General features: G+C 68.0%; 33 protein-coding genes. 31 read left to right on the top strand and 2 right to left on the bottom strand.

Going from position 1 to position 23,595, the window contains the following annotated elements; translation table 11 throughout:
• Window positions 1-26 precede the first annotated feature (26 nt).
• Entirely contained in the window at window positions 27-596 is a 570-nt protein-coding gene (locus tag KCQ71_RS26055) for a P-loop NTPase family protein (protein ID WP_223411602.1), read from the top strand.
• Here the strand turns inward: KCQ71_RS26055 and KCQ71_RS26050 are convergent.
• Together KCQ71_RS26050 and KCQ71_RS26045 are read right to left on the bottom strand one after the other, a co-directional pair.
• Window positions 568-1,299, bottom strand: coding sequence for a ChbG/HpnK family deacetylase (locus KCQ71_RS26050; RefSeq protein WP_223411601.1), 732 nt, complete (start codon window positions 1,297-1,299; stop codon window positions 568-570). The two genes, KCQ71_RS26055 and KCQ71_RS26050, sit on opposite strands and share 29 nt — an antisense overlap.
• Window positions 1,296-2,831, bottom strand: coding sequence for an MFS transporter (locus KCQ71_RS26045; protein ID WP_223411600.1), 1,536 nt, complete (start codon window positions 2,829-2,831; stop codon window positions 1,296-1,298). The genes KCQ71_RS26050 and KCQ71_RS26045 overlap by 4 nt, the downstream gene beginning before the upstream one ends.
• Before the next feature lie 515 nt (window positions 2,832-3,346).
• On the opposite strand from KCQ71_RS26045, the gene rpsL reads away from it, so the two are divergent.
• From rpsL to KCQ71_RS25895, 30 genes are all read left to right on the top strand, one after another.
• Window positions 3,347-3,721, top strand: a complete 375-nt coding sequence (gene rpsL, locus KCQ71_RS26040) for a 30S ribosomal protein S12 (protein ID WP_223411599.1) — start codon at window positions 3,347-3,349, stop codon at window positions 3,719-3,721.
• Window positions 3,721-4,191: a 30S ribosomal protein S7 gene (gene rpsG / locus KCQ71_RS26035; RefSeq protein ID WP_154792913.1), complete on the top strand. Its 471-nt coding sequence runs from the start codon at window positions 3,721-3,723 to the stop codon at window positions 4,189-4,191. The genes rpsL and rpsG overlap by 1 nt, the downstream gene beginning before the upstream one ends.
• Before the next feature lie 78 nt (window positions 4,192-4,269).
• Window positions 4,270-6,384, top strand: a complete 2,115-nt coding sequence (fusA, locus tag KCQ71_RS26030; protein WP_223411598.1) for an elongation factor G — start codon at window positions 4,270-4,272, stop codon at window positions 6,382-6,384.
• Between the two features lie 123 nt (window positions 6,385-6,507).
• Window positions 6,508-7,698 (top strand): elongation factor Tu, encoded by a 1,191-nt coding sequence (gene tuf / locus KCQ71_RS26025; RefSeq protein WP_223411597.1) that lies wholly within the window; start codon window positions 6,508-6,510, stop codon window positions 7,696-7,698.
• 158 nt (window positions 7,699-7,856) lie between these two features.
• A complete protein-coding gene (locus KCQ71_RS26020) occupies window positions 7,857-8,228 on the top strand; it encodes a hypothetical protein (RefSeq protein WP_223411596.1) in 372 nt (123 codons plus the stop codon).
• Between the two features lie 820 nt (window positions 8,229-9,048).
• Entirely contained in the window at window positions 9,049-9,357 is a 309-nt protein-coding gene (gene rpsJ / locus KCQ71_RS26015) for a 30S ribosomal protein S10 (RefSeq protein WP_006946210.1), read from the top strand.
• 10 nt (window positions 9,358-9,367) lie between these two features.
• The gene (gene rplC, locus KCQ71_RS26010; protein ID WP_223411595.1) at window positions 9,368-10,033 is read left to right on the top strand and encodes a 50S ribosomal protein L3; all 666 of its coding nucleotides are present in this window, start codon (window positions 9,368-9,370) and stop codon (window positions 10,031-10,033) included.
• Window positions 10,034-10,038: 5 nt separating this feature from the next.
• Entirely contained in the window at window positions 10,039-10,731 is a 693-nt protein-coding gene (rplD, locus tag KCQ71_RS26005; RefSeq protein ID WP_223411594.1) for a 50S ribosomal protein L4, read from the top strand.
• Window positions 10,728-11,030, top strand: coding sequence for a 50S ribosomal protein L23 (gene rplW / locus KCQ71_RS26000; protein ID WP_154792919.1), 303 nt, complete (start codon window positions 10,728-10,730; stop codon window positions 11,028-11,030). The genes rplD and rplW overlap by 4 nt, the downstream gene beginning before the upstream one ends.
• Before the next feature lie 40 nt (window positions 11,031-11,070).
• Complete coding sequence (gene rplB, locus KCQ71_RS25995; protein WP_223411593.1) at window positions 11,071-11,907, top strand: 50S ribosomal protein L2; 837 nt, start codon at window positions 11,071-11,073, stop codon at window positions 11,905-11,907.
• 18 nt (window positions 11,908-11,925) lie between these two features.
• Window positions 11,926-12,207 (top strand): 30S ribosomal protein S19, encoded by a 282-nt coding sequence (rpsS, locus tag KCQ71_RS25990; RefSeq protein ID WP_159622916.1) that lies wholly within the window; start codon window positions 11,926-11,928, stop codon window positions 12,205-12,207.
• 52 nt (window positions 12,208-12,259) lie between these two features.
• Window positions 12,260-12,628, top strand: coding sequence for a 50S ribosomal protein L22 (gene rplV / locus KCQ71_RS25985; RefSeq protein WP_154792921.1), 369 nt, complete (start codon window positions 12,260-12,262; stop codon window positions 12,626-12,628).
• Window positions 12,628-13,440, top strand: a complete 813-nt coding sequence (gene rpsC, locus KCQ71_RS25980; RefSeq protein WP_223411592.1) for a 30S ribosomal protein S3 — start codon at window positions 12,628-12,630, stop codon at window positions 13,438-13,440. The genes rplV and rpsC overlap by 1 nt, the downstream gene beginning before the upstream one ends.
• A gap of 3 nt (window positions 13,441-13,443) precedes the next feature.
• Entirely contained in the window at window positions 13,444-13,863 is a 420-nt protein-coding gene (gene rplP / locus KCQ71_RS25975; RefSeq protein WP_154792923.1) for a 50S ribosomal protein L16, read from the top strand.
• Window positions 13,863-14,105, top strand: coding sequence for a 50S ribosomal protein L29 (gene rpmC, locus KCQ71_RS25970; protein ID WP_133110068.1), 243 nt, complete (start codon window positions 13,863-13,865; stop codon window positions 14,103-14,105). The genes rplP and rpmC overlap by 1 nt, the downstream gene beginning before the upstream one ends.
• 14 nt (window positions 14,106-14,119) lie before the next feature.
• Window positions 14,120-14,410 carry a 30S ribosomal protein S17 gene (gene rpsQ / locus KCQ71_RS25965; protein WP_223411591.1) on the top strand — a complete coding sequence of 97 codons (291 nt, stop codon included), beginning with the start codon at window positions 14,120-14,122 and terminating at the stop codon, window positions 14,408-14,410.
• Window positions 14,411-14,519: 109 nt separating this feature from the next.
• A complete protein-coding gene (gene rplN, locus KCQ71_RS25960) occupies window positions 14,520-14,888 on the top strand; it encodes a 50S ribosomal protein L14 (protein WP_133110070.1) in 369 nt (122 codons plus the stop codon).
• A gap of 2 nt (window positions 14,889-14,890) precedes the next feature.
• Entirely contained in the window at window positions 14,891-15,235 is a 345-nt protein-coding gene (gene rplX / locus KCQ71_RS25955) for a 50S ribosomal protein L24 (RefSeq protein WP_223411590.1), read from the top strand.
• The gene (rplE, locus tag KCQ71_RS25950) at window positions 15,232-15,816 is read left to right on the top strand and encodes a 50S ribosomal protein L5 (RefSeq protein WP_223411589.1); all 585 of its coding nucleotides are present in this window, start codon (window positions 15,232-15,234) and stop codon (window positions 15,814-15,816) included. The genes rplX and rplE overlap by 4 nt, the downstream gene beginning before the upstream one ends.
• Window positions 15,817-15,821: 5 nt before the next feature.
• Window positions 15,822-16,007, top strand: coding sequence for a type Z 30S ribosomal protein S14 (locus tag KCQ71_RS25945; RefSeq protein WP_133110073.1), 186 nt, complete (start codon window positions 15,822-15,824; stop codon window positions 16,005-16,007).
• A 57-nt stretch (window positions 16,008-16,064) separates the two neighbouring features.
• Window positions 16,065-16,463 carry a 30S ribosomal protein S8 gene (gene rpsH, locus KCQ71_RS25940; protein WP_154792927.1) on the top strand — a complete coding sequence of 133 codons (399 nt, stop codon included), beginning with the start codon at window positions 16,065-16,067 and terminating at the stop codon, window positions 16,461-16,463.
• A gap of 24 nt (window positions 16,464-16,487) precedes the next feature.
• A complete protein-coding gene (gene rplF / locus KCQ71_RS25935) occupies window positions 16,488-17,027 on the top strand; it encodes a 50S ribosomal protein L6 (RefSeq protein ID WP_223411588.1) in 540 nt (179 codons plus the stop codon).
• A 2-nt stretch (window positions 17,028-17,029) separates the two neighbouring features.
• Window positions 17,030-17,401: a 50S ribosomal protein L18 gene (gene rplR / locus KCQ71_RS25930; protein ID WP_223411587.1), complete on the top strand. Its 372-nt coding sequence runs from the start codon at window positions 17,030-17,032 to the stop codon at window positions 17,399-17,401.
• 37 nt (window positions 17,402-17,438) lie between these two features.
• The gene (gene rpsE / locus KCQ71_RS25925) at window positions 17,439-18,131 is read left to right on the top strand and encodes a 30S ribosomal protein S5 (RefSeq protein WP_223411586.1); all 693 of its coding nucleotides are present in this window, start codon (window positions 17,439-17,441) and stop codon (window positions 18,129-18,131) included.
• Entirely contained in the window at window positions 18,128-18,310 is a 183-nt protein-coding gene (gene rpmD, locus KCQ71_RS25920; RefSeq protein WP_223411585.1) for a 50S ribosomal protein L30, read from the top strand. The genes rpsE and rpmD overlap by 4 nt, the downstream gene beginning before the upstream one ends.
• Before the next feature lies 1 nt (window position 18,311).
• Window positions 18,312-18,839 (top strand): 50S ribosomal protein L15, encoded by a 528-nt coding sequence (gene rplO / locus KCQ71_RS25915; RefSeq protein WP_223411584.1) that lies wholly within the window; start codon window positions 18,312-18,314, stop codon window positions 18,837-18,839.
• A gap of 156 nt (window positions 18,840-18,995) precedes the next feature.
• The gene (gene secY, locus KCQ71_RS25910; RefSeq protein ID WP_223411583.1) at window positions 18,996-20,297 is read left to right on the top strand and encodes a preprotein translocase subunit SecY; all 1,302 of its coding nucleotides are present in this window, start codon (window positions 18,996-18,998) and stop codon (window positions 20,295-20,297) included.
• Window positions 20,294-20,863, top strand: a complete 570-nt coding sequence (locus KCQ71_RS25905) for an adenylate kinase (RefSeq protein WP_223411582.1) — start codon at window positions 20,294-20,296, stop codon at window positions 20,861-20,863. The genes secY and KCQ71_RS25905 overlap by 4 nt, the downstream gene beginning before the upstream one ends.
• A gap of 10 nt (window positions 20,864-20,873) precedes the next feature.
• Window positions 20,874-21,692 carry a type I methionyl aminopeptidase gene (gene map, locus KCQ71_RS25900; protein WP_223411581.1) on the top strand — a complete coding sequence of 273 codons (819 nt, stop codon included), beginning with the start codon at window positions 20,874-20,876 and terminating at the stop codon, window positions 21,690-21,692.
• Window positions 21,693-22,031: 339 nt separating this feature from the next.
• Entirely contained in the window at window positions 22,032-23,510 is a 1,479-nt protein-coding gene (locus tag KCQ71_RS25895) for a sugar transferase (protein WP_223411580.1), read from the top strand.
• Window positions 23,511-23,595: the final 85 nt, after the last annotated feature.

The raw sequence follows: 23,595 nt of genomic DNA, 5'->3' as shown, positions 1-23,595 counted from the left end.
GGTGCCCGGCGGGCTATCATCGCGGGATGGGCCGGGGGAGCGTGGCGGATCTGCGTCGTGCCCGCCGGGTGCTCTGCTACGGCGTGACCGGGTCGGGGAAGTCCACCCTGGCGCAGCACCTCGGGGCGGAGCTCGGCCTGCCCGTCACCCTGGTGGACGAGCACTACTGGGAGCCCGGCTGGGTGCCGGCGCCACCGGAGCAGTTCGAGGAGTACATCGCCTCGACCCTGAGCGGCCGGCGGTGGGTGGTCGATACCGCGTACGCCCGGCACCTGGACACCATCTTCCGCCGCGCGGACGTGATCGTCGCACTGGACTACCCGCGGCTCGTCTCCCTGACCCGGCTGGTGCGGCGCACCTACCGCAACATCGTCACCAAGGCGCCACTGTGCAACGGCAATGTCGAAACCCTCCGCAACGCGCTGTCGAGTGACTCCATCATCCGCTGGCACTTCCAGTCGTGGCGGAGCAAGCGTAGGAGGATGCGCGCGTGGGCCGCGGACCCGGGTGTGCCGCCGGTCCTGCTCCTGGGCACGCCCGCAGACACGGAGCGCGTCCTGGCGCAGCTCAGATCCTCGCCCAATCGGTCGCCGTGACGCCCGTGTCCGCGAGGGCCGTGAGCAGGGCGCGGCCGCGCAGCAACTGGTACTCCCAGACGCGCTTCGCACCGAGCTCGTCGGTGGCCACATCCGCCGGGTGCAGGAAGATCTCGCTGACCCCGGCCGGGAGGGTGGCCGTCAGGTCGGCGTAGTAGCGGGCCGTGTCGTCCGGGCCGTCGATCGCTGCGGTCGGCCGCGGATCGGTACGGATCGTCTCCGGGAGGCGGACGCCGGAGTCGTCAGCCAGTGCGACGGCGAGCCGATGCGCCTCGGCCACGCCGGCGCCGTCGGGCGTTCGCCTGGGCAGCCGAAGCGGCAGGCGGTGTCGGGCGGCCACGGCGATCGCCTCCACGAGCACCCCGCCCGGCCGGGTGGACGCCGGGCCGAGGCCGTACAGCGCTCCGGTGTGCAGGTCCAGGTGCGTGGGCACGGCGCCTCGAGTCCGCATCCAGGCCACCTGGTCCTCGATGGCGGTCTCGATCTCGTCGTGGCTCGCGGTGGCGAGCCGGGCCGGGTCGAGTTCCACGTGGAGCCCGACGGCGATCGGCAGGTCGAGCTCGAGGGCCGCCTCGGCGTGTGGCCGCCCGACGAGCAGGGACGTGGCGGTCACGGCCCCGGCGCGGGCCAGGGCGGCGACGGCGCGGTTGACGCCGGGGGAGAGGCCGAGATCGTCGGCGGTGATGATGACGGACGTGGTCATGGTCGTGGTCGAGGCACGTCGTCCGCCCGGCCGGGCGGCCCGGGCGGGCCGGCGTCGTCGGTCCCCGGCGCGTCGGTGCCGGGGCGGTGGATCGCCGCCGCCTCGGCGACCTCGTCACCGGCGCCGCCTGCTGGGTCGCCAACGGTGACCGACGGGAGGATCTCCGCTGCCGCTCCGCGATCGAAGCGGACGAAGCGCGACAGGATCGCCGCGCAGGCGACCAGGATGAACGGGAACGTGGACAGCAGGAACCGGGCGGCCTCGTCGGGACGGGTGCCGGTGTCATCACCGCTGTGGAACCCGAACAATGCCGCCACGGCGAGGAAGCCGAGGGACTTCACGAACGCGTTCAGCCGGTTGAAGAAGCCGAATGCGGACAGGAACATGCCCTCGCGGCGCACCCCCGTGCGGGCGGTGTCCTCGTCCAGAAGACGGGCCACGATGAGGTCCATCGTGGCCATCACCCCGCTGTAGCCCAGGCCCACCAGGGCGCCGCAGGCGATCGCGGTCGCCAGGGAGTTCGCCAGGGACATGGACGCCAGGGCGAGCGCCAACACGATCAGCGCGATCCGCCAGATCGGCTCCGGCCCCCACCGCCTCACCAGCCGGGTCCAGAGCACGAGGCACAGCGCGGAGATCCCGATGACGGTGGCGAGCAGGTAGGTCGCGCTGGTGCCGGGTAGCTCCAGCGTGTACTTGACGAAGAACGCGACCGCCGCGATCACGAGTGCCATGCCTGCCGAATAGAGCCCGCTGGTGAGGGCGATCAGCCAGAACTTCCGGTTCGTCACGATCACCCGGAGCGAGTCGAGCAACCGCGGCTGGTCGGCGGATAGTGCGCGCGGATCCTCGCGGGCGCCGAGCGCGCAGTAGATGATCACGGCGGCGGCGACGGCCCCGAAGATCATGGCGGTCCGGGAGTAGCCGATCGCGTCGGTGATCATGGGCGTCAGCGCCACGGAGATGATCATCGCGACCAGCTGGAAGCCCTGCCGCAGGGAGTTCGCGACGGCGCGCCGCCGCTCGTTCCGGAACAGCTCCGGCAGCAGGGCGCCGTAGTTCGCGTTCACGAGGGAGTCGGACGTGCCGGTCAGCACGGTGAACACGGCGAACCAGACGATGAGGGTGGCGCCCTCGAGGCCGGTGGGCGGGGAGAAGAACAGGATGAAGGAGATCGCCAGGACCGGCGCGGCCACGATCATCCACGGACGCCGGCGTCCCCACCGGGTCCGGGTCCGGTCGGAGAGGTAGCCGTACACGGGGTTGTCGATCGCGTCGATGACCGCGTACACGGCCATGACCGCCGCGTAGGCCCGGCCGTCCATGCCGAGCTCGTCGATGTAGAAGAACGCCATGAAGGCCGTGAACATGTTGATCGGGATCGACGTCCCGAACATCCCGACCGCGTAACGGACCGGGCGAGTGCTCCGGCCGGTCGTGCCGGCACCAGAAGCGGACGGGTCCTGCGCAACGTCGCCGACGGTGACGGGCGCAGACCCGACGACGGCGTCCTGATCACCGTGTGTCGTCATCGTCGACTCTCCTGTTCACCCACCGTCCGGGAGCGGCTCACCCACCTGCATCGAGCGTAGTGTGCGTCCGGATCGTGGACTCCTCGAATCCGGGTCCCACCACGACGACCGGATCGGCGCTACGGTTGGGTGGGAACTTCACCGGCTCGGTCCAGCCCGGCACAGGGGAGTGTTTCGCACCACACCGTGCCCCTCGGCTTTGACGCTTCCGACGCGCGGAGAGTACTCTGGTCGGCAGTGCCCGCTCTGTCGGGCTCTCGCGTGCGCGCTGTTACCTGGTCGTCGCCCCGAAACGGGCTCGGACAAGGATGAGCGTGCGGTGGGTCACCCCCGTCCGGCACGCACACCGACCACCACAACACCCGTGATGGGCGCAGTGTGCGTGAAGAGCAGGGGGACGACACGCCCGAGCGCGGGGGTCACGTCGGGGTGGAATACGCCGGGCGCCAGCAGTGTTCCGGTCCTGATCGCACCCCGATCACCATGAGCAGTCAGCCTTTCGAGACGGAGATGTAGTGCCCACCATTCAGCAGCTGGTCCGCAAGGGTCGCCACGCCAAAGTGAGCAAGTCCAAGACGCCTGCCCTCAAGGGCAGCCCGCAGCGTCGCGGTGTGTGCACCCGCGTGTACACGACGACCCCGAAGAAGCCGAACTCGGCTCTGCGCAAGGTGGCCCGCGTCAAACTGTCCAGCCAGATCGAGGTCACGGCGTACATCCCCGGCGTCGGTCACAACCTGCAGGAGCACTCCATCGTGCTCGTGCGCGGTGGCCGTGTGAAGGACCTCCCGGGTGTTCGTTACAAGATCGTGCGTGGCGCACTCGACACCCAGGGCGTTCGCGGCCGTCAGCAGGCTCGCAGCCGTTACGGCGCGAAGAAGGAGAAGAAGTAATGCCTCGTAAGGGTCCGGCCCCGAAGCGGCCGCTCGCGATCGATCCCGTCTACGGTTCGCCGACGGTCACCCAGCTCGTGAACCGGGTGCTCATGGACGGCAAGAAGTCCACCGCTGAGCGGATCGTCTACGGCGCCCTGGAGGGCGTCCGTGAGAAGACTCAGTCCGACCCGGCCGTCGTGCTCAAGCGCGCGCTGGAGAACGTCCGCCCGACCCTTGAGGTCCGGTCCCGCCGCGTCGGTGGCGCCACCTACCAGGTGCCGATCGAGGTCCGCGCCTCGCGTCAGACCACGCTGGCCCTGCGCTGGCTCGTGGACTACGCCCGCGCCCGCCGCGAGAAGACGATGACCGAGCGTCTCATGAACGAGATCCTCGACGCCTCGAACGGCCTCGGTGCCGCGGTCAAGCGCCGCGAGGACACCCACAAGATGGCCGAGTCGAACAAGGCCTTCGCGCACTACCGCTGGTAGTCGAACCGGTCATGGCACCGGCACCACCGGTGCCATGACCCACCTGATCACGCTCGTATCGACCAGAAGAGAGCAACTGTGGCACTCGACGTGCTGACCGACCTCACCAAGGTCCGCAACATCGGCATCATGGCCCACATCGATGCCGGCAAGACCACCACCACGGAACGCATCCTGTTCTACACGGGGGTCAACCACAAGCTCGGTGAGACGCACGATGGCGCGTCGACCACCGACTGGATGGAGCAGGAGAAGGAACGCGGCATCACCATCACCTCCGCCGCGGTCACCTCCTTCTGGGACGGCAACCAGATCAACATCATCGACACCCCGGGTCACGTGGACTTCACGGTCGAGGTTGAGCGTTCGCTGCGCGTCCTCGACGGTGCCGTTGCCGTGTTCGACGGTAAGGAAGGTGTCGAGCCGCAGTCCGAGACGGTGTGGCGTCAGGCCGACAAGTACGTCGTGCCGCGCATCTGCTTCGTCAACAAGATGGACAAGCTCGGTGCGGACTTCTACTACACGGTCGAGACCATCGTGAAGCGACTCGGCGCCAAGCCGCTGGTCATGCAGCTGCCGATCGGGTCCGAGAGCGAGTTCGTCGGTGTCGTCGACCTGGTCACCATGAAGGCCTTCGTGTGGCCCGGTGACTCCAAGGGCGACGTGACGATGGGCGCCGCGTACGAGACGCAGGAGATCCCCGCCGACCTGCTCGAGCGCGCCCAGCAGTACCGCGCCCAGCTGGTCGAGGACGTCGCCGAGGCGTCCGACGAGCTCATGGAGAAGTTCCTGGAGGGTGAGGAGTTCACCGTCCCCGAGCTCAAGGCCGGCATCCGCAAGATGACGATCAACTCCGAGGCCTACCCGGTGTTCTGTGGCTCCGCCTTCAAGAACCGTGGTGTGCAGCCGATGCTCGACGCGGTCATCGACTACCTGCCGTCCCCGATCGACGTGCCCCCCATGATCGGCCACGACCCGAAGGACGAGTCGGTCGAACTGACCCGCGCGCCGTCCGAGTCCGAGCCGTTCTCCGCGCTCGCGTTCAAGATCGCGTCGCACCCCTTCTTCGGGACCCTGACGTTCATCCGCGTGTACTCCGGTCTCGCCCACCCCGGCGACCAGGTCATGAACACGACCAAGGGCCGCAAGGAGCGCATCGGGAAGCTGTTCCAGATGCACGCCAACAAGGAGAACCCGGTCGACGAGGCCCACGCCGGCCACATCTACGCCGCGATCGGGCTCAAGGACACCACCACCGGTGACACCTTGGCGGCCCTGGACGCGCCGATCGTGCTCGAGTCGATGTCCTTCCCGGACCCGGTCATCTTCGTGGCGATCGAGCCGAAGACGAAGGGTGACCAGGAGAAGCTCTCCACGGCCATCCAGAAGCTCTCGGCCGAGGACCCGACGTTCACCGTATCCCTCAACGAGGACACCGGCCAGACCGAGATCGGCGGCATGGGCGAGCTCCACCTGGACATCCTGGTGGACCGCATGCGACGCGAGTTCCGCGTCGAGGCGAACGTCGGCAAGCCGCAGGTCGCCTACCGCGAGACGATCCGCCGCAAGGTGGACAAGCTCGACTACACCCACAAGAAGCAGACCGGTGGCTCGGGCCAGTTCGCGAAGGTCCAGATGTCCTTCGAGCCGCTCCAGAGCGACGCCGGCGAACTCTACGAGTTCGACAACAAGGTCACCGGTGGCCGCGTCCCGCGGGAGTACATCCCGAGCGTCGACGCCGGTGTGCAGGACGCCCTGCAGGTCGGCGTGCTCGCCGGCTACCCGCTCGTGGGTATCAAGGCCACTCTGCTGGACGGCGCGTACCACGACGTCGACTCCTCGGAGATGGCCTTCAAGATCGCCGGCTCGATGGCACTGAAGGAAGGCGTCAGGCGCGCCGACCCGGTGCTCCTGGAGCCGGTCATGGACGTCGAGGTGCGCACGCCCGAGGAGTACATGGGCGAAGTCATCGGCGACCTGAACTCCCGCCGCGGCCAGATCCAGTCGATGGAGGACGCGAGCGGCGTTAAGGTGGTTCGCGCCTTGGTGCCGTTGTCGGAGATGTTCGGCTACATCGGCGACCTGCGGTCCAAGACCCAGGGTCGTGCGGTGTACTCGATGCAGTTCAGCAACTACGCCGAAGTGCCTCGGAATGTCTCCGAGGAGATCATCAAGAAGACCCGGGGCGAGTAGTCCCACAGGTCGACCCTGTTTCACCATCACCAAACCGACCCGTAGGATCGCTCAGCCTCAGTGGGGCGACAGCCAGTCACCCCAGATGCTGCGTACAACTACCCAAGTTCCAGGAGGAACCAAGTGGCGAAGGCCAAGTTCGAGCGGACCAAGCCGCACGTCAACATCGGCACGATCGGTCACGTCGACCACGGCAAGACGACGCTGACCGCTGCCATCTCCAAGGTGCTCGCTGACAAGTACCCCGACCTGAACACGTTCACCCCGTTCGACCAGGTGGACAACGCTCCGGAGGAGCGTCAGCGCGGTATCACGATCAACGTCTCCCACGTGGAGTACCAGACGGAGAAGCGCCACTACGCGCACGTTGACGCCCCCGGTCACGCTGACTACATCAAGAACATGATCACCGGTGCCGCGCAGATGGACGGCGCGATCCTCGTGGTCGCGGCGACCGACGGTCCGATGGCCCAGACTCGCGAGCACGTGCTGCTCGCCCGCCAGGTGGGTGTGCCCTACCTGCTCGTCGCGCTCAACAAGTCCGACATGGTCGACGACGAGGAGATCCTCGAGCTCGTCGAGATGGAGGTCCGTGAGCTGCTGTCGAGCCAGGAGTTCGACGGCGACAACGTGCCCGTCGTGCGCGTCTCCGGCCTGAAGGCGCTCGAGGGCGACCCGGTCTGGGTCAAGTCCGTCGAGGACCTCATGGACGCTGTCGACGAGAACGTCCCGGACCCGGTCCGCGACATCGAGAAGCCCTTCCTCATGCCGATCGAGGACGTCTTCACCATCACCGGGCGCGGCACCGTCGTCACCGGTCGTGTGGAGCGTGGCCAGCTCAAGGTCAACGAGGAGGTGGAGATCGTCGGTATCCGCGCCCCGCAGAAGACGATCGTCACCGGCATCGAGATGTTCCGGAAGCTGCTCGACACCGCTGACGCGGGCGAGAACGTCGGTCTGCTGCTCCGCGGCACCAAGCGCGAGGACGTCGAGCGCGGCCAGGTCGTCTCCAAGCCGGGTTCGATCACCCCGCACACCGACTTCGAGGCTCAGGTCTACATCCTGGCCAAGGACGAGGGCGGCCGTCACAACCCGTTCTACGCGAACTACCGTCCGCAGTTCTACTTCCGTACCACGGACGTCACCGGTGTCATCACGCTGCCCGAGGGCACCGAGATGGTCATGCCCGGCGACAACACCGAGATGACGGTCGCGCTGATCCAGCCGATCGCCATGGAGGAGGGCCTCGGCTTCGCCATCCGCGAGGGTGGCCGGACCGTCGGCTCCGGCCGCGTGGTCAAGATCATCAAGTGATCCACCGCTGGGCCTGAGCCCAGCACCGACGAAGGGCCCGCCGGTCGCCGGCGGGCCCTTCGTCATGTCCCGATCGTGGCCGCGGTCGCTGCAAGGTAGGTAGAGGTGCCCATCCCCGTCCCCGCCAACGGGCGGTCGATGCCAGTACGCTGGCCCGCATGGGATGGTTCACACAGGGGAATGACGTCAAGGGACCGACGCCGGCAGAGGCGGAATCGCTATGGGACGCCGAGGCGCCCGAGGCGGGCCTGGGCTCAGCGACGCTGAAGCTCATGGATGCCTTCCAGGTCCCCGGCAGCGGCACGGTGTTCACCGGCCAGGTGGTCAGTGGCACGTTCCGAGTGGGACAGCAGGTCATCATCACCGGCAAGGCCGGTTTCGCGCGGGGGACCATCGGTGAGATCTCGGTCGGTCAGGACCGACCCGAATCCGCCGGCGTCGACAAGTACATCAGCTTCAACGTCGCGAACCTGAGTCTGCGGGTCGAGATCCTCGGACTGGACGAGAACTCGACGGTCACCGGCCTCTGAGGCGCCAGGCTCGCACCCTGGTCCTGTTCCCGCTCCCGGTGCTCGCCAGCGGCGACGGGCGCCGACCGAGCGTAGCCACCGCCCCACGTGAGCACACCGTGGGGCTGCCGTGGCCGGGCTTGAGCACATCGCGGGGCTGCCGTGGCCGGGCGTGAGCACATCGCGGGCTGCCCTGACCGGCATCAGCACACGCGGTGCACTGGTTGTCCGCGTGAGCGCACGTAGGGCTCGTGAGCGCACCGTAGGCTGCCGTCCTGCGCGTGACCACGCGGCGGCAAGGGCGTGGGCGTGAGCCGTCGTGCGACGGCGGGAGACCGCCGTCGGGGCCAGTGGCGCAGGCCGGCGCACGGCACCTACGGGAGGCATCCCCAGCGCACGCCGTGGGCGCGCCGACCAGCGGCGCCGCAGGCGCGCTGGTAGCGTGTCGGGAACGGCTCGAGGGGCGACCGGCACGACCCGCGGTGACCCCCGCCGTCGGGCCGTGTGGCGTATCCCACCGAGGCCCGACTTGGGATCTGCCCATCACCTGTGGCAGACTGTTCAGGTTGCCTCGTGCGAGGGGTGCAGGACACGCGTGTGCGTAGGTCGGCTGGTTGATTCAGCTGCCGGCCAGTCGCAGACACGGCGAGTTCGACCCTCGACCAGGCATCCGACCCAGACCGATTCGATTGACTGGCCCACGGGGCAGGCGGACGGATCACACAAGTCATCTTCCGACCCACACCAACCGGTGTACGGCGGTGGGGTGTGTCGCAAAGCGCGACACGCCCGAGCGCGGGGGTCGGTCAGTTGGTACTACGAGAGAGAGTCAGACGACGCCATGGCGGGACAAAAGATCCGCATCCGGCTCAAGTCCTACGACCACGAGGTCATCGACAGTTCGGCGCGCAAGATCGTCGACACGGTGACTCGCGCTGGTGCGACGGTCGTGGGCCCGGTGCCGCTGCCAACCGAGAAGAACGTGTTCTGCGTCATCCGTTCTCCGCACAAGTACAAGGACAGCCGCGAGCACTTCGAGATGCGCACGCACAAGCGGCTGATCGACATCGTGGACCCGACGCCGAAGGCCGTGGACTCGCTCATGCGACTCGACCTGCCGGCCGACGTCAACATCGAGATCAAGCTCTGAGGACTCAGTCATGACTTCTACTCCCCAGCAGTCCGAGCGCGCCGTCAAGGCCATCCTCGGCACGAAGCTCGGCATGACCCAGGTGTGGGACGACGCCGGTCGTCAGTTCCCGGTCACCGTCGTGCAGGTGGGCACCAACGTCGTGACCCAGATCCGCACGGTGGACAAGGACGGCTATTCGGCCGTCCAGCTCGGCTTCGGCCAGATCGACCCGCGCAAGGTCACCCAGCCCCTGCGGGTCCGTTCCGACAAGTCGGGCATCACCCCGCGTCGGCACGCCGCCGAGTTCCGCACCTCCGACGCCGATTCCTACGAGGTCGGCCAGGAGCTGACCGCGGAGACGTTCGAGTCCGGAACACGTGTCGACGTGATCGGCACCACCAAGGGCAAGGGCTTCGCCGGTGTGATGAAGCGTCACGGCTTCCACGGCGTCGGCGCCTCCCACGGTGCACACCGTAACCACCGCAAGGCCGGCTCGATCGGTGGGGCCTCCACCCCGTCGCGCGTGTTCAAGGGCGTGCGGATGGCCGGCCGGATGGGCCACGACCGCCAGACCACCCAGAACCTGACCATCCACGCCGTGGACGCCGAGAAGGGACTGCTGCTCATCACGGGCGCGGTCCCCGGCCCCAAGGGCGGGCTCGTCGTGGTTCGCACCGCCGTGAAGGGGGCGTGAGCGTCATGACCGACGCAACCGTGATCGACGTCATCGACGCCAAGGGCAAGAAGTCCGGCTCGGTGGATCTCCCCTCGGAGATCTTCGACGTCCAGACGAACGTGCCGCTGATCCACCAGGTCGTCGTCGCGCAGCTCGCGGCGGCCCGCCAGGGCACGCACAAGGTCAAGACCCGCGGCGAGGTCCGCGGTGGTGGCCGCAAGCCCTACAAGCAGAAGGGCACCGGTCGCGCCCGTCAGGGTTCGACCCGAGCCCCCCAGTTCGCCGGTGGTGGCGTCGTGCACGGGCCGGTCCCGCGCGACTACAGCCAGCGCACCCCCAAGAAGATGAAGGCCGCCGCCCTGCGCGGCGCGCTCTCCGACCGGGCCCGCGCGCAGCGCGTGCACGTGGTGAGCTCCTTCGTCGCCGATGGGACGCCGTCGACCGCCACCGCGGTCTCGGTGCTCGCAGGCGTTGCCTCCTCGCGCCACGTCCTCGTGGTGCTCGAGCGCCAGGACGAGCTGAGCTGGAAGAGCCTGCGCAACGTGCCCACGGTGCACCTGATCTACCCGGACCAGCTGAACACCTACGACGTGCTGGTGAGCGACGACGTGGTCTTCACGTCGGGCGCCTACGAGGCCTTCGTGGCCGGCCCCGCACAGGGCCGTGGCGCGACCGCCGTCGCCAGCTCGACCGAGGTCGAGGAGGAGCAGAAGTGAGCGCAGCACTCAAGGACCCGCGCGACGTCGTGATCTCCCCGGTCGTCTCCGAGAAGAGCTACAACCTTCTCGACGAGGGCAAGTACACCTTCCTGGTGGACCCGCGCTCGAACAAGACCGAGATCAAGATCGCCATCGAGCAGATCTTCAACGTCAAGGTCGAGTCCGTGAACACGATCAACCGCAAGGGCAAGACGCGCCGGACGCGTTTCGGGACGGGCAAGCGCAAGGACACCAAGCGCGCCATCGTCACGTTGCGTGAAGGCAGCATCGACATCTTCGGCGGAGCGGTCGGCTGACGCCGGCGGTCGCACCAGAACAGATTGAGGATCTAATCCCATGGGAATCCGTAAGTACAAGCCGACTACGCCGGGCCGCCGCGGTTCGTCCGTTGCCGACTTCGTCGAGATCACCCGCACGACGCCGGAGAAGTCGTTGGTCCGTCCGCTCACCAAGAGCGGTGGGCGCAACGCCTCGGGCCGGATCACGGCACGGCACATCGGTGGTGGACACAAGCGCGCCTACCGCGTGATCGACTTCCGTCGTCACGACAAGGACGGCGTGCCGGCGAAGGTCGCGCACATCGAGTACGACCCGAACCGGACCGCGCGCATCGCGCTGCTGCACTACGCCGATGGGGAGAAGCGCTACATCCTCGCCCCGGTGCGGCTGAAGCAGGGTGACCGCATCGAGAACGGCGCGGGCGCCGACATCAAGCCGGGCAACAACCTGCCGCTGCGCAACATCCCCGTCGGTACCGTCATCCACGCCGTCGAGCTCAAGCCGGGCGGTGGCGCGAAGATCGCTCGCTCCGCCGGATCCTCGGTGCAGCTCGTCGCGAAGGACGGCCCGTACGCCCAGCTGCGGATGCCCTCCGGCGAGATCCGCAACGTCGACCTGCGCTGCCGCGCCTCCATCGGTGAGGTCGGCAACGCCGAGCAGTCGAACATCAACTGGGGTAAGGCCGGCCGGATGCGGTGGAAGGGCAAGCGCCCGACCGTCCGTGGTGTCGCCATGAACCCGGTCGACCACCCCCACGGTGGTGGTGAAGGAAAGACCTCCGGTGGACGTCACCCGGTCAGCCCTTGGGGCCAGACCGAGGGTCGTACCCGCCGTCCGAACAAGCCGAGCGACAAGCTCATCGTGCGCCGTCGCCGTACCGGCAAGAAGCGCTGATAGGGAGACGACGACGAGATGCCTCGCAGTCTGAAGAAGGGTCCCTTCGTGGACGGCCACCTGCAGAAGAAGGTGGACGGACAGAACGAGAAGGGCACGAAGAACGTCATCAAGACCTGGTCACGTCGGTCGGTCATCACGCCCGACTTCCTGGGTCACACCTTTGCGGTACACGACGGTCGCAAGCACGTCCCGGTGTTCGTCACCGAGTCGATGGTCGGCCACAAGCTGGGGGAGTTCGCCCCGACGCGCACGTTCCGTGGGCATGAGAAGGACGACCGCAAGGCGCGTCGTCGCTGATCTCGCGACACGCGAACTCACCAAGCACACTCTTTGAGAAGGCAGGACATCGATGGAAGCCAAGGCGCAGGCGCGGTTCGTGCGCGTCACGCCCCAGAAGGCCCGGCGCGTCGTGGACATCATCCGCGGCAAGCAGGCCGATGAGGCCGTGGCCGTGCTCCGATATGCCCCCCAGGCGGCGGCGGAGACCGTGCGCAAGGTAGTGGAGAGCGCGGTCGCAAACGCCCGCGTCAAGGCCGAGCTCGCCTCGGTCGCGTTCAACGAGGGCGACCTGGTGATCGCGGAGGCGTTCGTGGATGAAGGTCCCACGCTGAAGCGGTTCCGGCCGCGTGCCCAGGGACGGGCCAACCAGATCCTCAAGCGCACGAGCCACATCACCGTGATCGTGGCTGAGCGACAGACCAAGGGAGGGGCTCGCTGATGGGCCAGAAGGTCAACCCCACAGGGTTCCGGCTCGGCATCACCACCGACCACCGGTCCCGCTGGTTCGCTGACTCCACCAAGGAGGGGCAGCGTTACCGCGACTACGTCCGCGAGGACGTCGAGATCCGCAAGCTGATGGCCACTGGCCTCGAGCGCGCAGGCATCTCCAAGGTCGAGATCGAGCGCACCCGCGACCGAGTCCGCGTCGACCTGCACACCGCCCGCCCGGGCATCGTCATCGGGCGTCGTGGCGCGGAGGCCGACCGCCTGCGCGGTGAGCTCGAGAAGCTCACGGGCAAGCAGGTGCAGCTGAACATCCTCGAGGTCAAGAACCCCGAGATCGACGCTCAGCTGGTCGCACAGGGCATCGCCGAGCAGCTTGCCTCCCGCGTCTCCTTCCGTCGTGCGATGCGCAAGGGCATGCAGTCCGCGCAGCGCGCCGGCGCCAAGGGCATCCGGGTGCAGTGCTCGGGCCGCCTCGGTGGCGCCGAGATGAGCCGTAGCGAGTTCTACCGCGAGGGTCGCGTGCCGTTGCACACCCTCCGGGCGTACGTGGACTACGGCTTCTTCGAGGCCCGCACCACCTTCGGTCGCATCGGCGTGAAGGTGTGGATCTACAAGGGCGACATGACCGAGAAGCAGTTCGCTGCGGACCAGGTCAACTCCGGCCCCCGTGCCCCTCGTGGCCGTGGCGACCGTGGTGACCGTCCGCGCGGCCGCCGCACCGACGCTCCTTCGGCGCCCGCCGCCGAAGCCCCCGCATCCACCCCCGCCGCGGCTCCGGCCGGCGGCACCGAGACGGAGGCCTGAGCCATGCTCATCCCCCGGCGCACCAAGCACCGTAAGCAGCACCACCCCACCCGGCGTGGTGCGGCCAAGGGCGGCACGAACGTCACTTTCGGCGACTTCGGCATCCAGGCCGTCGAGCCCGCGTACGTCACGAACCGCCAGATCGAGGCCGCTCGTATCGCCATGACCCGCCACATCAAGCGTGGCGGCAAGGTGTGGATCAACATCTTTCCCGACCGTCCCATCACCAAGAAGCCGGCCGAGACCCGCATGGGTTCCGGTAAGGGTTCGCCCGAGTGGTGGGTCGCCAATGTCAAGCCCGGCCGAGTTCTGTTCGAGCTCGCCGGCGTGAACGAAGAGCTGGCTCGCGAGGCCCTGCGCCGCGCGCAGCACAAGCTCCCGATGAAGACGCGTTTCGTGCGTCGCGAGGGTGGTGACGCGTGATGGCTATCGGATCCAAGGAACTGGCGCCGTCCGAGCTCGACGGCATGGACAGCGAGCGCCTGGTCGCCGAGCTGAAGAAGGCCAAGCAGGAGCTGTTCAACCTGCGGTTCTCCTCGGCCACCGGTCAGCTCGAGGACCACGGTCGGCTGAAGACGGTGCGTCGCGACATCGCCCGCATCTACACGATCCTGCGCGAGCGTGAGCTCGGCATTCGTACCGAGCCCACCGCCGACGCGAAGTGAACGAGGCAACGACAATGAGCACTCCCACCACCCCCGAAGCCGGGGCCGAGACGGCACGCGCCGACCGCAAGGTCCGTCGCGGCTATGTGGTCAGCGACAAGATGGACAAGACCGTCGTGGTCGAGGTCGAGGACCGGGTCAAGCACCCGCTCTACGGCAAGGTCATGCGTCGCACCAACAAGGTCAAGGCCCACGACGAGGCGAACGAGGTCGGCATCGGTGACCTCGTGCTAATCATGGAGACTCGGCCGCTGTCCGCCACCAAGCGGTGGCGGGTCGTCGAGATCCTCGAGAAGGCCAAGTAGGACCGCCGCAGCCCGGGTGCGTGCAGCCGGGCGCGGCAACTGACAACCCATCCGTTCGGCAAGGCTCGCCCGAGGGCGAGAACCGGCACGACAACAGGAGTAGATCCACATGATCCAGCAGGAGTCGCGACTCAAGGTCGCCGACAACACGGGTGCCAAGGAGATCCTTTGCATCCGCGTTCTCGGCGGTTCCGGTCGTCGCTACGCCGGCATCGGCGATGTCATCGTCGCCAGCGTCAAGGACGCGATCCCCGGCGGCAATGTGAAGAAGGGCGACGTCGTCAAGGCGGTCGTGGTTCGTACCGTGAAGGAGCGCCGGCGTCCGGATGGCTCCTACATCCGCTTCGACGAGAACGCAGCGGTGATCCTCAAGGCTGATGGCGAGCCGCGTGGCACGCGCATCTTCGGCCCGGTGGGCCGCGAGCTGCGTGACAAGAAGTTCATGCGCATCGTCTCGCTCGCACCGGAGGTGCTGTAACCATGGCAAAGGTCAAGAAGGGCGACCTGGTGGTCGTCATCGCGGGCCGCGACAAGGGCCAGCAGGGACGTGTTCTCGAGGTCCTGGTCGACTCCGACCGGGTGATCGTCGAAGGTGTGCAGCGCGTGCAGCGCCACACGAAGGTCGCGCAGTCCCAGCGGGGCTCGCGGACCGGCGGCATCGAGACCGTCGAGGCCCCGATCCACATCAGCAACGTGATGGTCGTGGACCCGGAGACCAAGAAGGGCTCCAGGGTCGGCTACCGCACGGAAGAGGTCGAACGTGACGGCCGCACCCGCACGCAGCGGGTCCGCGTCGCCAAGCGTTCCGGTAAGGACATCTCATGAGCACCGTCACCGAATCGGGCCCGGACAGCGCAGTGGTGCTGCCCCGGCTCAAGCAGAAGTACCGCGAGGAGATCGTCGCGGGCCTGCGCGAAGAGTTCTCCCACGAGAACGTCAACCAGGTGGCCGGTCTGACCAAGATCGTTGTCAACATGGGTGTGGGGGACGCCGCTCGTGACTCGAAGGTCATCGAGGGCGCCATCCGCGACCTGACCGCGATCACCGGGCAGAAGCCGCAGACCACCCGGGCGCGCAAGTCGATCGCCCAGTTCAAGCTGCGCGAAGGCCAGCCCATCGGCGCCCACGTGACGCTCCGCGGCGACCGCATGTGGGAGTTCATGGACCGCCTGCTGACGTTCGCGTTGCCCCGCATCCGTGACTTCCGCGGCCTCTCCCCGAAGCAGTTCGACGGGAACGGCAACTACACCTTCGGGCTCACGGAGCAGTCGATGTTCCACGAGATCGACGTCGACAAGATCGACCGGGTGCGCGGCATGGACATCACGGTCGTCACGACCGCTACCACGGACGAAGAGGGTCGCTCGCTGCTGCGTCGACTCGGCTTCCCGTTCCAGGAGGCCTGAGTCGGATGGCGAAGACCGCGCTTATCCAGAAGGCGAACCGCAAGCCGAAGTTCGGCGTGCGGGCCTACACCCGGTGCAACCGCTGCGGCCGTCCGCACTCGGTGTACCGCAAGTTCGGCCTGTGCCGAGTGTGCCTGCGGGAGATGGCCCTTGCCGGCCAGCTCCCCGGCGTGACCAAGAGCAGCTGGTAAAACGACTACGTCGCAGGTCCCGATGAGGAAACCGCGACGAGGAAGGGCAACAGCCCAATGACAATGACAGACCCGATCGCCGACATGTTGACGCGTCTGCGCAACGCGAACTCGGCGTATCACGAGTCGGTTTCGATGCCGTACTCCAAGCTCAAGTCCCACATCGCTGAGATCCTCCAGGCGGAGGGTTACATCACCGGTTGGTCCGTCGAGGACGCCGAGGTGGGCCAGACCCTGAACCTCTCGCTGAAGTTCGGCCCGAACCGGGAGCGTTCGCTCGCCGGTGTGCGCCGTGTCTCGAAGCCGGGGCTCCGGGTGTACGCGAAGTCGACCAACCTGCCGAAGGTGCTCGGCGGCCTGGGCGTGGCGATTCTGTCCACGTCCTCCGGCCTGCTCACCGACCGTCAGGCGGCCAAGAAGGGCGTGGGTGGGGAAGTCCTCGCCTACGTCTGGTGACCAGGGAATCAGGAGGAGAACCCCATGTCTCGAATCGGTAAGGTTCCGGTCACCGTTCCCAGCGGCGTCGATGTCAACATCGACGGTGCCGCGGTCACGGTCAAGGGGCCCAAGGGCACCCTTGCGCACACCATCCCCGCGCCCATCACCGTCGCTCGCGACGATGACGGCGCGATCGTGGTCAGCCGCCCCAACGACGAGCGCGAGTCGCGTTCGTTGCACGGCCTGACCCGCACGCTGCTCGCCAACCTGGTGCAGGGCGTCACACAGGGCTATGAGAAGAAGCTCGAGATCGTCGGTACCGGGTACCGCGTGGTCGCGAAGGGTTCCACCCTCGAGTTCGCGCTCGGCTTCTCCCACCCCGTCACCGTGACGGCCCCGGAGGGCATCACCTTCGCCGTCGAGTCCCCGACCAAGTTCTCGGTCGCGGGCATCGACAAGCAGCAGGTCGGCGAGGTCGCCGCGAACATTCGGAAGATCCGCAAGCCCGAGCCCTACAAGGGCAAGGGTGTGCGGTACGCGGGCGAGCAGGTCCGCCGCAAGGTCGGAAAGGCTGGTAAGTAGCCATGGCACTGTCCATCAAGGGAAAGGGCAAGCGCGTCGCCCGGTCACGGCGCCACCTTCGGGTGCGCAAGCGTGTCACCGGCACGGCCGTGCGGCCCCGCCTGGTGGTGAACCGCTCCGCGCGCCACATGGTGGCGCAGCTGGTCGACGACACCACCGGTACGACGCTGGTCTCCGCCTCGACGCTCGAGGCCGACCTGCGCACTGCGGACGGCGCGAAGACCGACAAGGCTCGCAAGGTCGGCGAACTGGTCGCCGAGCGGGCCAAGGCCAAGGGTGTCGACGCCGTCGTGTTCGATCGCGGTGGCAACAAGTACCACGGACGTGTCGCCGCGGTCGCCGAGGGCGCCCGCGAGGGGGGACTGTCCCTGTGACGACGCCCCAGCATTCCGACAAGCAAAGGATCGCATGATGGCTGCTCCACAGCGCAGCAGGACCGGCACGAGCGCCGGCACCGCCGGTGGCGGCACCGGCGAGCGTTCGAACGAGCGCTCCAACGACCGTCGTGACCGTCGCGGCGGGGACAACCGCCGTGGGAACGACGCCGACAAGAACACTTACGTCGAGCGCGTCGTGACCATCAACCGCGTCTCGAAGGTCGTCAAGGGCGGGCGTCGGTTCAGCTTCACCGCCCTGGTCGTCGTCGGCGACGGTGAAGGCACGGTCGGCGTCGGCTACGGCAAGGCCAAGGAGGTGCCCGCGGCGATCGCCAAGGGTGTCGAGGAGGCCAAGAAGAACTTCTTCAAGGTTCCGATGATCCAGCGCACCATCCCGCACCAGGTGCAGGGTGAGGCCGCGGCCGGCGTGGTCTTCCTGCGTCCGGCCTCGCCGGGTACCGGTGTCATCGCCGGTGGTCCGGTTCGCGCCGTCCTCGACTGCGCCGGGATCCACGACATCCTGAGCAAGTCGCTCGGTTCCGAGAACGCGATCAACATCGTGCACGCCACGGTCGCCGCGTTGCAGGGACTCGAGCCGCCCGAGGCGGTTGCCGCCCGGCGTGGACTGCCCCTCGAGCACGTCGCCCCCGCGGCGCTGCTGCGGGCGCAGGCCGCCGGACGTAGCGACGCGGCCGAGGCCGCGACCTCCGGGGCGGTGGCGTCATGACGCAGCTCAAGGTCACCCAGAAGAAGTCCGGGATCGGCGGTAAGCAGAACCAGCGCGACACGCTGCGTTCGCTCGGTCTGAAGCGAATTGGCGACACCGTCGTCAAGGAGGACCGTCCCGAGATCCGTGGCATGGTCACCACGGTGGCGCACCTGGTCACCGTTGAGGAGGTCGACTGACATGGCTGAGAAGGCTGTGAAGGCGGAGAAGAAGGCCGACAAGGCCACCAAGCCCACGAAGGCGGAGGCGACCACCGAGTCGCGTCCGGGCACCCTGAAGGTGCACCACCTGCGTCCGGCCCCGGGAGCCAAGACTGCCAAGACCCGCGTGGGTCGCGGCGAGGGCTCCAAGGGGAAGACCGCCGGCCGTGGTACCAAGGGCACCAAGGCCCGGTACCAGGTGCCGGCGCGGTTCGAGGGTGGGCAGACGCCGTTGCACATGCGGCTGCCGAAGCTGCGCGGGTTCAAGAACCCGTTCCGCACCGAGTACCAGGTGGTGAACCTGGACAAGCTCTCCGCGCTCTACCCCGAGGGTGGCGAGGTCACCGTGTCCGACCTGGTCACCAAGGGCGCCGTCCGCGGCGGCCACCCGGTCAAGGTTCTCGGCACCGGCGCGGTCAGCGTGAAGCTGGACGTCACGGTGAACGCGTACTCCACGTCCGCGAAGGACAAGATCGTCGCAGCAGGCGGAAGCATCGAGCAGGCCTGAGGCACCCCAGGTGAACGGCGGCGCAGGAAGCAATGATTCCTGCGCCGCCGTACGCCGTTATCGGCCCCGTCGACCGTTAAGGTCGGACGGTACCCATCGGGCGTCACGCCGTGCGCGAGCTGCGCACTACGCCCGTTGACCCAAGCAGGAGGACCTTTGCTCGGCGCATTCGCTCGCGCGTTCCGGACCCCGGATCTGCGGAAGAAGCTGCTCTTCACGCTGGCCATCATGGCCGTGTTCCGGCTCGGCTCCTTCATCCCGACGCCCGGCGTCGACTACGTCAACGTCCAGCAGTGCATCGGCACCGCGGGAGATGGCCAGGACGTCCTCGGCCTGGTGAACCTGTTCAGTGGCGGAGCATTGCTGCAACTGTCGGTGTTCGCCCTGGGGATCATGCCCTACATCACCGCGAGCATCATCATCCAGCTGCTCCGGGTGGTCATCCCACGGTTCGAGGCCCTGCACAAGGAGGGCCAGTCCGGCACCGCGGTACTCACGCAGTACACCCGGTACCTGACGATCTTCCTCGCCGTCCTGCAGGCCACCACGATCATCACCGTGGCCCGGACCGGCAACCTGTTCCCCGACTGCACCGTGCCGATCATCCCGAACGACTCGGTCACCACGATGCTCCTGATGATCGTCACCATGACGGCCGGTACCGGCCTGATCATGTGGATGGGTGAGCTGATCACCGAGCGGGGTGTCGGCAACGGCATGTCCCTGCTCATCTTCACCTCGATCGCGGCCTCCTTCCCGAGCGCCATGTGGCAGATCGCGACCTCTGACAACGGGATCGTGAACTTCACGATCTTCCTGGTCATCGCGCTGCTCGTAGTCGGCCTGATCGTCTTCGTCGAACAGTCCCAGCGCCGCATCCCCGTGCAGTACGCCAAGCGCATGGTGGGCCGGCGGATGTACGGCGGGTCGAGCACCTACATCCCGATCAAGATCAACATGTCCGGTGTGATCCCGGTGATCTTCGCGTCATCCCTGCTCGCGTTGCCGACGTTGGCCGCGCAGTTCGTGGAGGACCAGACCACGCCCTGGGTGCAGTGGGTCGCGGTCAACCTGATGGATCCCGGCGCGAACGTCCACATCGCCGTCTACATCGTGCTGATCATCTTCTTCGCGTACTTCTACACCTCGATCACGTTCAACCCGGACGAGGTCGCGGACAACATGAAGCGCTACGGCGGCTTCATCCCGGGCATCCGGGCCGGACGGCCGACCGCTGAGTACCTGCAGTTCGTCATCTCGCGGATCACCGCCGCCGGAGCGATCTACCTGGCCCTGGTCGCGCTGATCCCGACGATCGCGTTCAAGCTCATGAACATCAGCACCCAGATCCCGTTCGGTGGGGTCTCGCTGCTGATCGTTGTGGGGGTCGGCCTGGAGACCGTCAAGCAGATCGACGCGCAACTCCAGCAGCGCCACTACGAAGGGTTCCTCCGATGACTCGTCTCATCCTCCTCGGCCCGCCCGGGGCGGGCAAGGGCACGCAGGCGGCCCGGGTTGCCGACCGTCTCGGCGTGCCCGCGATCTCCACCGGCGACATCTTCCGCGCCAACGTGGCCCAGGGGACCGAGCTCGGCAAGCTCGCGCAGCGGTACATGGACTCGGGCGAGTACGTCCCGGACGAAGTGACCAACAAGATGGTCGCCGACCGCCTGACCCAGCCCGACGCCGAAGCCGGGTTCCTGCTCGACGGCTACCCCCGGACCGAGGCGCAGGTGCACGAGCTGGACGAGATGCTCGCGGGGGCGGGCACCGCGCTGACCCGTGTGGTGGAGCTGACGGCGGACACCGAGGAGGTCGTCGCCAGGCTGCTGAACCGGGCCGAGGAACAGGGCCGTGCCGATGACACCGAGGACGTCATCCGCCGTCGGCTCGAGGTCTACGCCGAGCAGACCGAGCCGCTGGTCACGCTCTACACCGAGCGTGGTCTGCTGGTCCAGGTGGACGGCATGGGCAGTGTCGATGAGGTGACCCAGCACCTGCTGGCCGCGCTCGACGCAGACTGAGGGCGCTGCCGTGTTCGGCCGCGACCGGATCGAGTACAAGACCCCCGAGCAGATGCGCATCATGCGGCGGGCGGGTCTCGTCGTCGCGGACCTGCTGGACGCCGTCCGCGAGCAGGTCCGGCCGGGGGTCTCCACGGCCGAACTCGACGCCGTGGCTGCAGGGGTGATCGCCGACGCCGGTGCGACGTCGAACTTCCTGAACTACCACGGCTTCCCGGCTCGGGTCTGCATCTCGGTGAACTCCGAGGTGGTCCACGGCATCCCGGGGGAGCGCGTCATCGAGCCCGGCGACGTGGTCTCGGTCGACGGTGGTGCGATCGTCGACGGCTGGCACGGTGACTCGGCGTTCTCGATGGTCGTCCCCGACGCGGATCCAGCGGACCTCGACTTGGTGCGGGTCACCGAGGAGGCGATGTGGGCCGGTATCGCGGCGCTCGCCACGGCGGACCGGCTCGGACAGGTCGGGGAGGCCATCGACGACGCCGTCACGGCCGCCGGTGACTTGGGCATCGTTGCCGAATACGTCGGCCACGGCATCGGCTCCGCGATGCACCAGCCCCCGGACGTGCTGAACTACCGTTCCGGCCACCGCGGGCCGCGGGTCCGTCCCGGCATGTGCCTCGCGATCGAGCCGATGCTCGTGCGGGGTGAGCCGACGACGACGGTGCTCTCCGACGACTGGACGGTGGTCACCGTGGACGGCTCCCGGGCCGCCCACTTCGAGCACAGCGTGGCCGTGCACGCCGGCGGCATCTGGGTTCTCACTGCCCGCGACGGTGGTGCCGCGGGCCTCGCACGGCACGGGGTGAGGGTCGTCCCGATCGCCTGAATCCTGGCGCACGTTCGTGCGCGTGGGTGCGCGGTCCGGCATTGGAACGCTCAACGCCCTCGGGGTGCCGATGGCCTCACCCCCACCTCACCCGCCATGCGGAACTCGTTCACCCACGGCCCTGGAGCAATCATCCGTGGATGACCTTCTCGGTCCCGGCGTCAGATGGTTGAGTTCACACAGCCGGGGATTCGAGAGGCAGCCGATCCTGCCCGATACCCCGTGCGTCAGCCAGACGCAGCGGTACGGAGGACGGGGCAGTGTCGAATCGCGACAACATCGGGGCAGCGGGGAAGACCTCCCGCGCGCGCGCCGACCACAGGACAACGAGGTAGCACGGTGGCCCTCACGACCGACCGTCCCTCCCGCATCCGTTCCAGTCGAGGCGAACTCCTCACCAACCTGATCGCCCGGTTGGCGTCGACCGTTCCCGCCGAGGAGGAGCCCACCTGGGCCGTCATCTCCCGGCGCTACCGCACCATCGCGATCGCCTCCGACGCCACGATCGCCGCCGCCGTCACCTGGCCGGCCACCGCCTTCGTCTACCCGGCCGGGATCGCATTCATCGCGGGGCTCGGCGCGGCGGTCCTGTTCGTGGCGGCGGTCGCACTGTGCGGTGGCTACGACCGGCGCCGAGCCGCTGCGGGACGCGAGGAGCTCACGTCGCTGCTGCGCGGCGGACTGTTCCTCGCCGTCGGGTGCATGCTGCTCGTCTTCGTGAACGTGCCAGTGCCGCGAACCCTGGTGATCGTGAGCCTCGCCCTCACGACGGTCGCCGCCCTGGCGCTGCGAGCGGGTCAGCGGTACGTGGTGCGGCGGGCCCGGTCCCGCGGCCGGATGCTGCGGCGCACCCTGCTGGTCGGCCAACCGGCGCGGTTGGCGCCCGTTCTCGCTGAGCTGGCCCGGGAACCAGGGCACGGCTTCGCGCTCACCGGGATCTGCCCACCCGAGGGGACCAGCGACGAGGCCACGGACGTGCCGGTGCTCGGCGCGGTCGCTGACGTGCCCGACCTCGTTCGGAGCCTGCGTGTGGAGACCGTGGTGATCGCTGGTGACAGCGTGGCCGTGGCGGACCTCAGCCGCTTCGGTCGCCAGTTCGAGGCACTCGACGTTGAGGTCCTGCTGGCCCCTGACGTGGCTCAGGTGGGGGCCTCCAGGGTGACCTTGCGGGGACTGATGGACACGCCGGTCCTGACCCTCTCGGCCGACCCCGGGCCGCTGCACCGTTGGGGCAAGGTCATCGGTGACCGGGTGCTGGCCGCGGTTCTGCTGCTCGTCGCCATGCTGGTGCTGGTCCCGGCGGCGCTCGTGATCCGGCTGAGCTCGCCCGGCGCCGCGCTGTTCCGCCAGACCCGCATCGGGCTCGACGGCGCACCGTTCACGATGTACAAGCTGCGGTCGATGTACTCCGACGCCGAGGCCAGGTTGGCAGCTCTGGAGGACCGCAGCGACGGCAACGGCACGCTGTTCAAGATGCGTCGTGATCCGCGCACGACACCCGTCGGCCGGTTCCTGCGCCGGTTCTCGATCGACGAGCTCCCGCAGCTGTGGAACGTGCTGCGCGGTGACATGTCCCTGGTCGGTCCCCGACCACCGTTGGCCAGCGAGGTGTCCGGCTATGACGAGGCGTCTCGCCGCCGGTTGCAGGTCCGCCCGGGTCTGACCGGACTCTGGCAGGTGAGCGGACGATCGGACCTCTCCTGGGAGGAGTCCATCCGGCTCGACCTGCGCTACGTCGACAACTGGACGCTGTCCATGGACCTCATGATCCTCTGGCGCACCGCGCGCGCCGTCCTCGGAGGCCGCGGTGCCTATTGACGCTACGGGTTGGCGCCGGGTGGAGGGGGTGCGCCCTCGTACCCCCGACGGGGGCGCACCCCCGCCTCTCGCCACCAGTTCGGGC

The sequence above is a fragment of the Occultella gossypii genome (assembly GCF_019947135.1).
Classification (GTDB): Bacteria; Actinomycetota; Actinomycetes; order Actinomycetales; family Beutenbergiaceae; genus Occultella; species Occultella gossypii.
The sequence above is the reverse complement of the archived record's forward strand: the minus strand, read 5'-3'. Positions and strand labels throughout refer to the sequence as shown.

Bases quoted from the DNA above. Each gene is read 5' to 3' on its own strand.
- rplB (WP_223411593.1), top strand. From the start codon at position 11,071: ATGGGAATCCGTAAGTACAAGCCGACTACGCCGGGCCGCCGCGGTTCG.
- rplC (WP_223411595.1), top strand. From the start codon at position 9,368: ATGACTTCTACTCCCCAGCAGTCCGAGCGCGCCGTCAAGGCCATCCTC.
- KCQ71_RS26045 (WP_223411600.1), bottom strand. From the start codon at position 2,831: ATGACGACACACGGTGATCAGGACGCCGTCGTCGGGTCTGCGCCCGTC.
- KCQ71_RS25945 (WP_133110073.1), top strand. From the start codon at position 15,822: ATGGCGAAGACCGCGCTTATCCAGAAGGCGAACCGCAAGCCGAAGTTC.
- rplF (WP_223411588.1), top strand. From the start codon at position 16,488: ATGTCTCGAATCGGTAAGGTTCCGGTCACCGTTCCCAGCGGCGTCGAT.
- KCQ71_RS25905 (WP_223411582.1), top strand. From the start codon at position 20,294: ATGACTCGTCTCATCCTCCTCGGCCCGCCCGGGGCGGGCAAGGGCACG.
- rplO (WP_223411584.1), top strand. From the start codon at position 18,312: ATGGCTGAGAAGGCTGTGAAGGCGGAGAAGAAGGCCGACAAGGCCACC.
- rplE (WP_223411589.1), top strand. From the start codon at position 15,232: ATGAGCACCGTCACCGAATCGGGCCCGGACAGCGCAGTGGTGCTGCCC.
- rplD (WP_223411594.1), top strand. From the start codon at position 10,039: ATGACCGACGCAACCGTGATCGACGTCATCGACGCCAAGGGCAAGAAG.
- rplP (WP_154792923.1), top strand. From the start codon at position 13,444: ATGCTCATCCCCCGGCGCACCAAGCACCGTAAGCAGCACCACCCCACC.
- rpsQ (WP_223411591.1), top strand. From the start codon at position 14,120: ATGAGCACTCCCACCACCCCCGAAGCCGGGGCCGAGACGGCACGCGCC.
- rplN (WP_133110070.1), top strand. From the start codon at position 14,520: ATGATCCAGCAGGAGTCGCGACTCAAGGTCGCCGACAACACGGGTGCC.
- rplV (WP_154792921.1), top strand. From the start codon at position 12,260: ATGGAAGCCAAGGCGCAGGCGCGGTTCGTGCGCGTCACGCCCCAGAAG.
- KCQ71_RS26020 (WP_223411596.1), top strand. From the start codon at position 7,857: ATGGGATGGTTCACACAGGGGAATGACGTCAAGGGACCGACGCCGGCA.
- rplX (WP_223411590.1), top strand. From the start codon at position 14,891: ATGGCAAAGGTCAAGAAGGGCGACCTGGTGGTCGTCATCGCGGGCCGC.
- rpmC (WP_133110068.1), top strand. From the start codon at position 13,863: ATGGCTATCGGATCCAAGGAACTGGCGCCGTCCGAGCTCGACGGCATG.
- rpmD (WP_223411585.1), top strand. From the start codon at position 18,128: ATGACGCAGCTCAAGGTCACCCAGAAGAAGTCCGGGATCGGCGGTAAG.
- rpsG (WP_154792913.1), top strand. From the start codon at position 3,721: ATGCCTCGTAAGGGTCCGGCCCCGAAGCGGCCGCTCGCGATCGATCCC.
- rpsS (WP_159622916.1), top strand. From the start codon at position 11,926: ATGCCTCGCAGTCTGAAGAAGGGTCCCTTCGTGGACGGCCACCTGCAG.
- KCQ71_RS26050 (WP_223411601.1), bottom strand. From the start codon at position 1,299: ATGACCACGTCCGTCATCATCACCGCCGACGATCTCGGCCTCTCCCCC.
- KCQ71_RS26055 (WP_223411602.1), top strand. From the start codon at position 27: ATGGGCCGGGGGAGCGTGGCGGATCTGCGTCGTGCCCGCCGGGTGCTC.
- rpsC (WP_223411592.1), top strand. From the start codon at position 12,628: ATGGGCCAGAAGGTCAACCCCACAGGGTTCCGGCTCGGCATCACCACC.
- rpsE (WP_223411586.1), top strand. From the start codon at position 17,439: ATGGCTGCTCCACAGCGCAGCAGGACCGGCACGAGCGCCGGCACCGCC.
- rplR (WP_223411587.1), top strand. From the start codon at position 17,030: ATGGCACTGTCCATCAAGGGAAAGGGCAAGCGCGTCGCCCGGTCACGG.
- rpsH (WP_154792927.1), top strand. From the start codon at position 16,065: ATGACAATGACAGACCCGATCGCCGACATGTTGACGCGTCTGCGCAAC.
- rpsJ (WP_006946210.1), top strand. From the start codon at position 9,049: ATGGCGGGACAAAAGATCCGCATCCGGCTCAAGTCCTACGACCACGAG.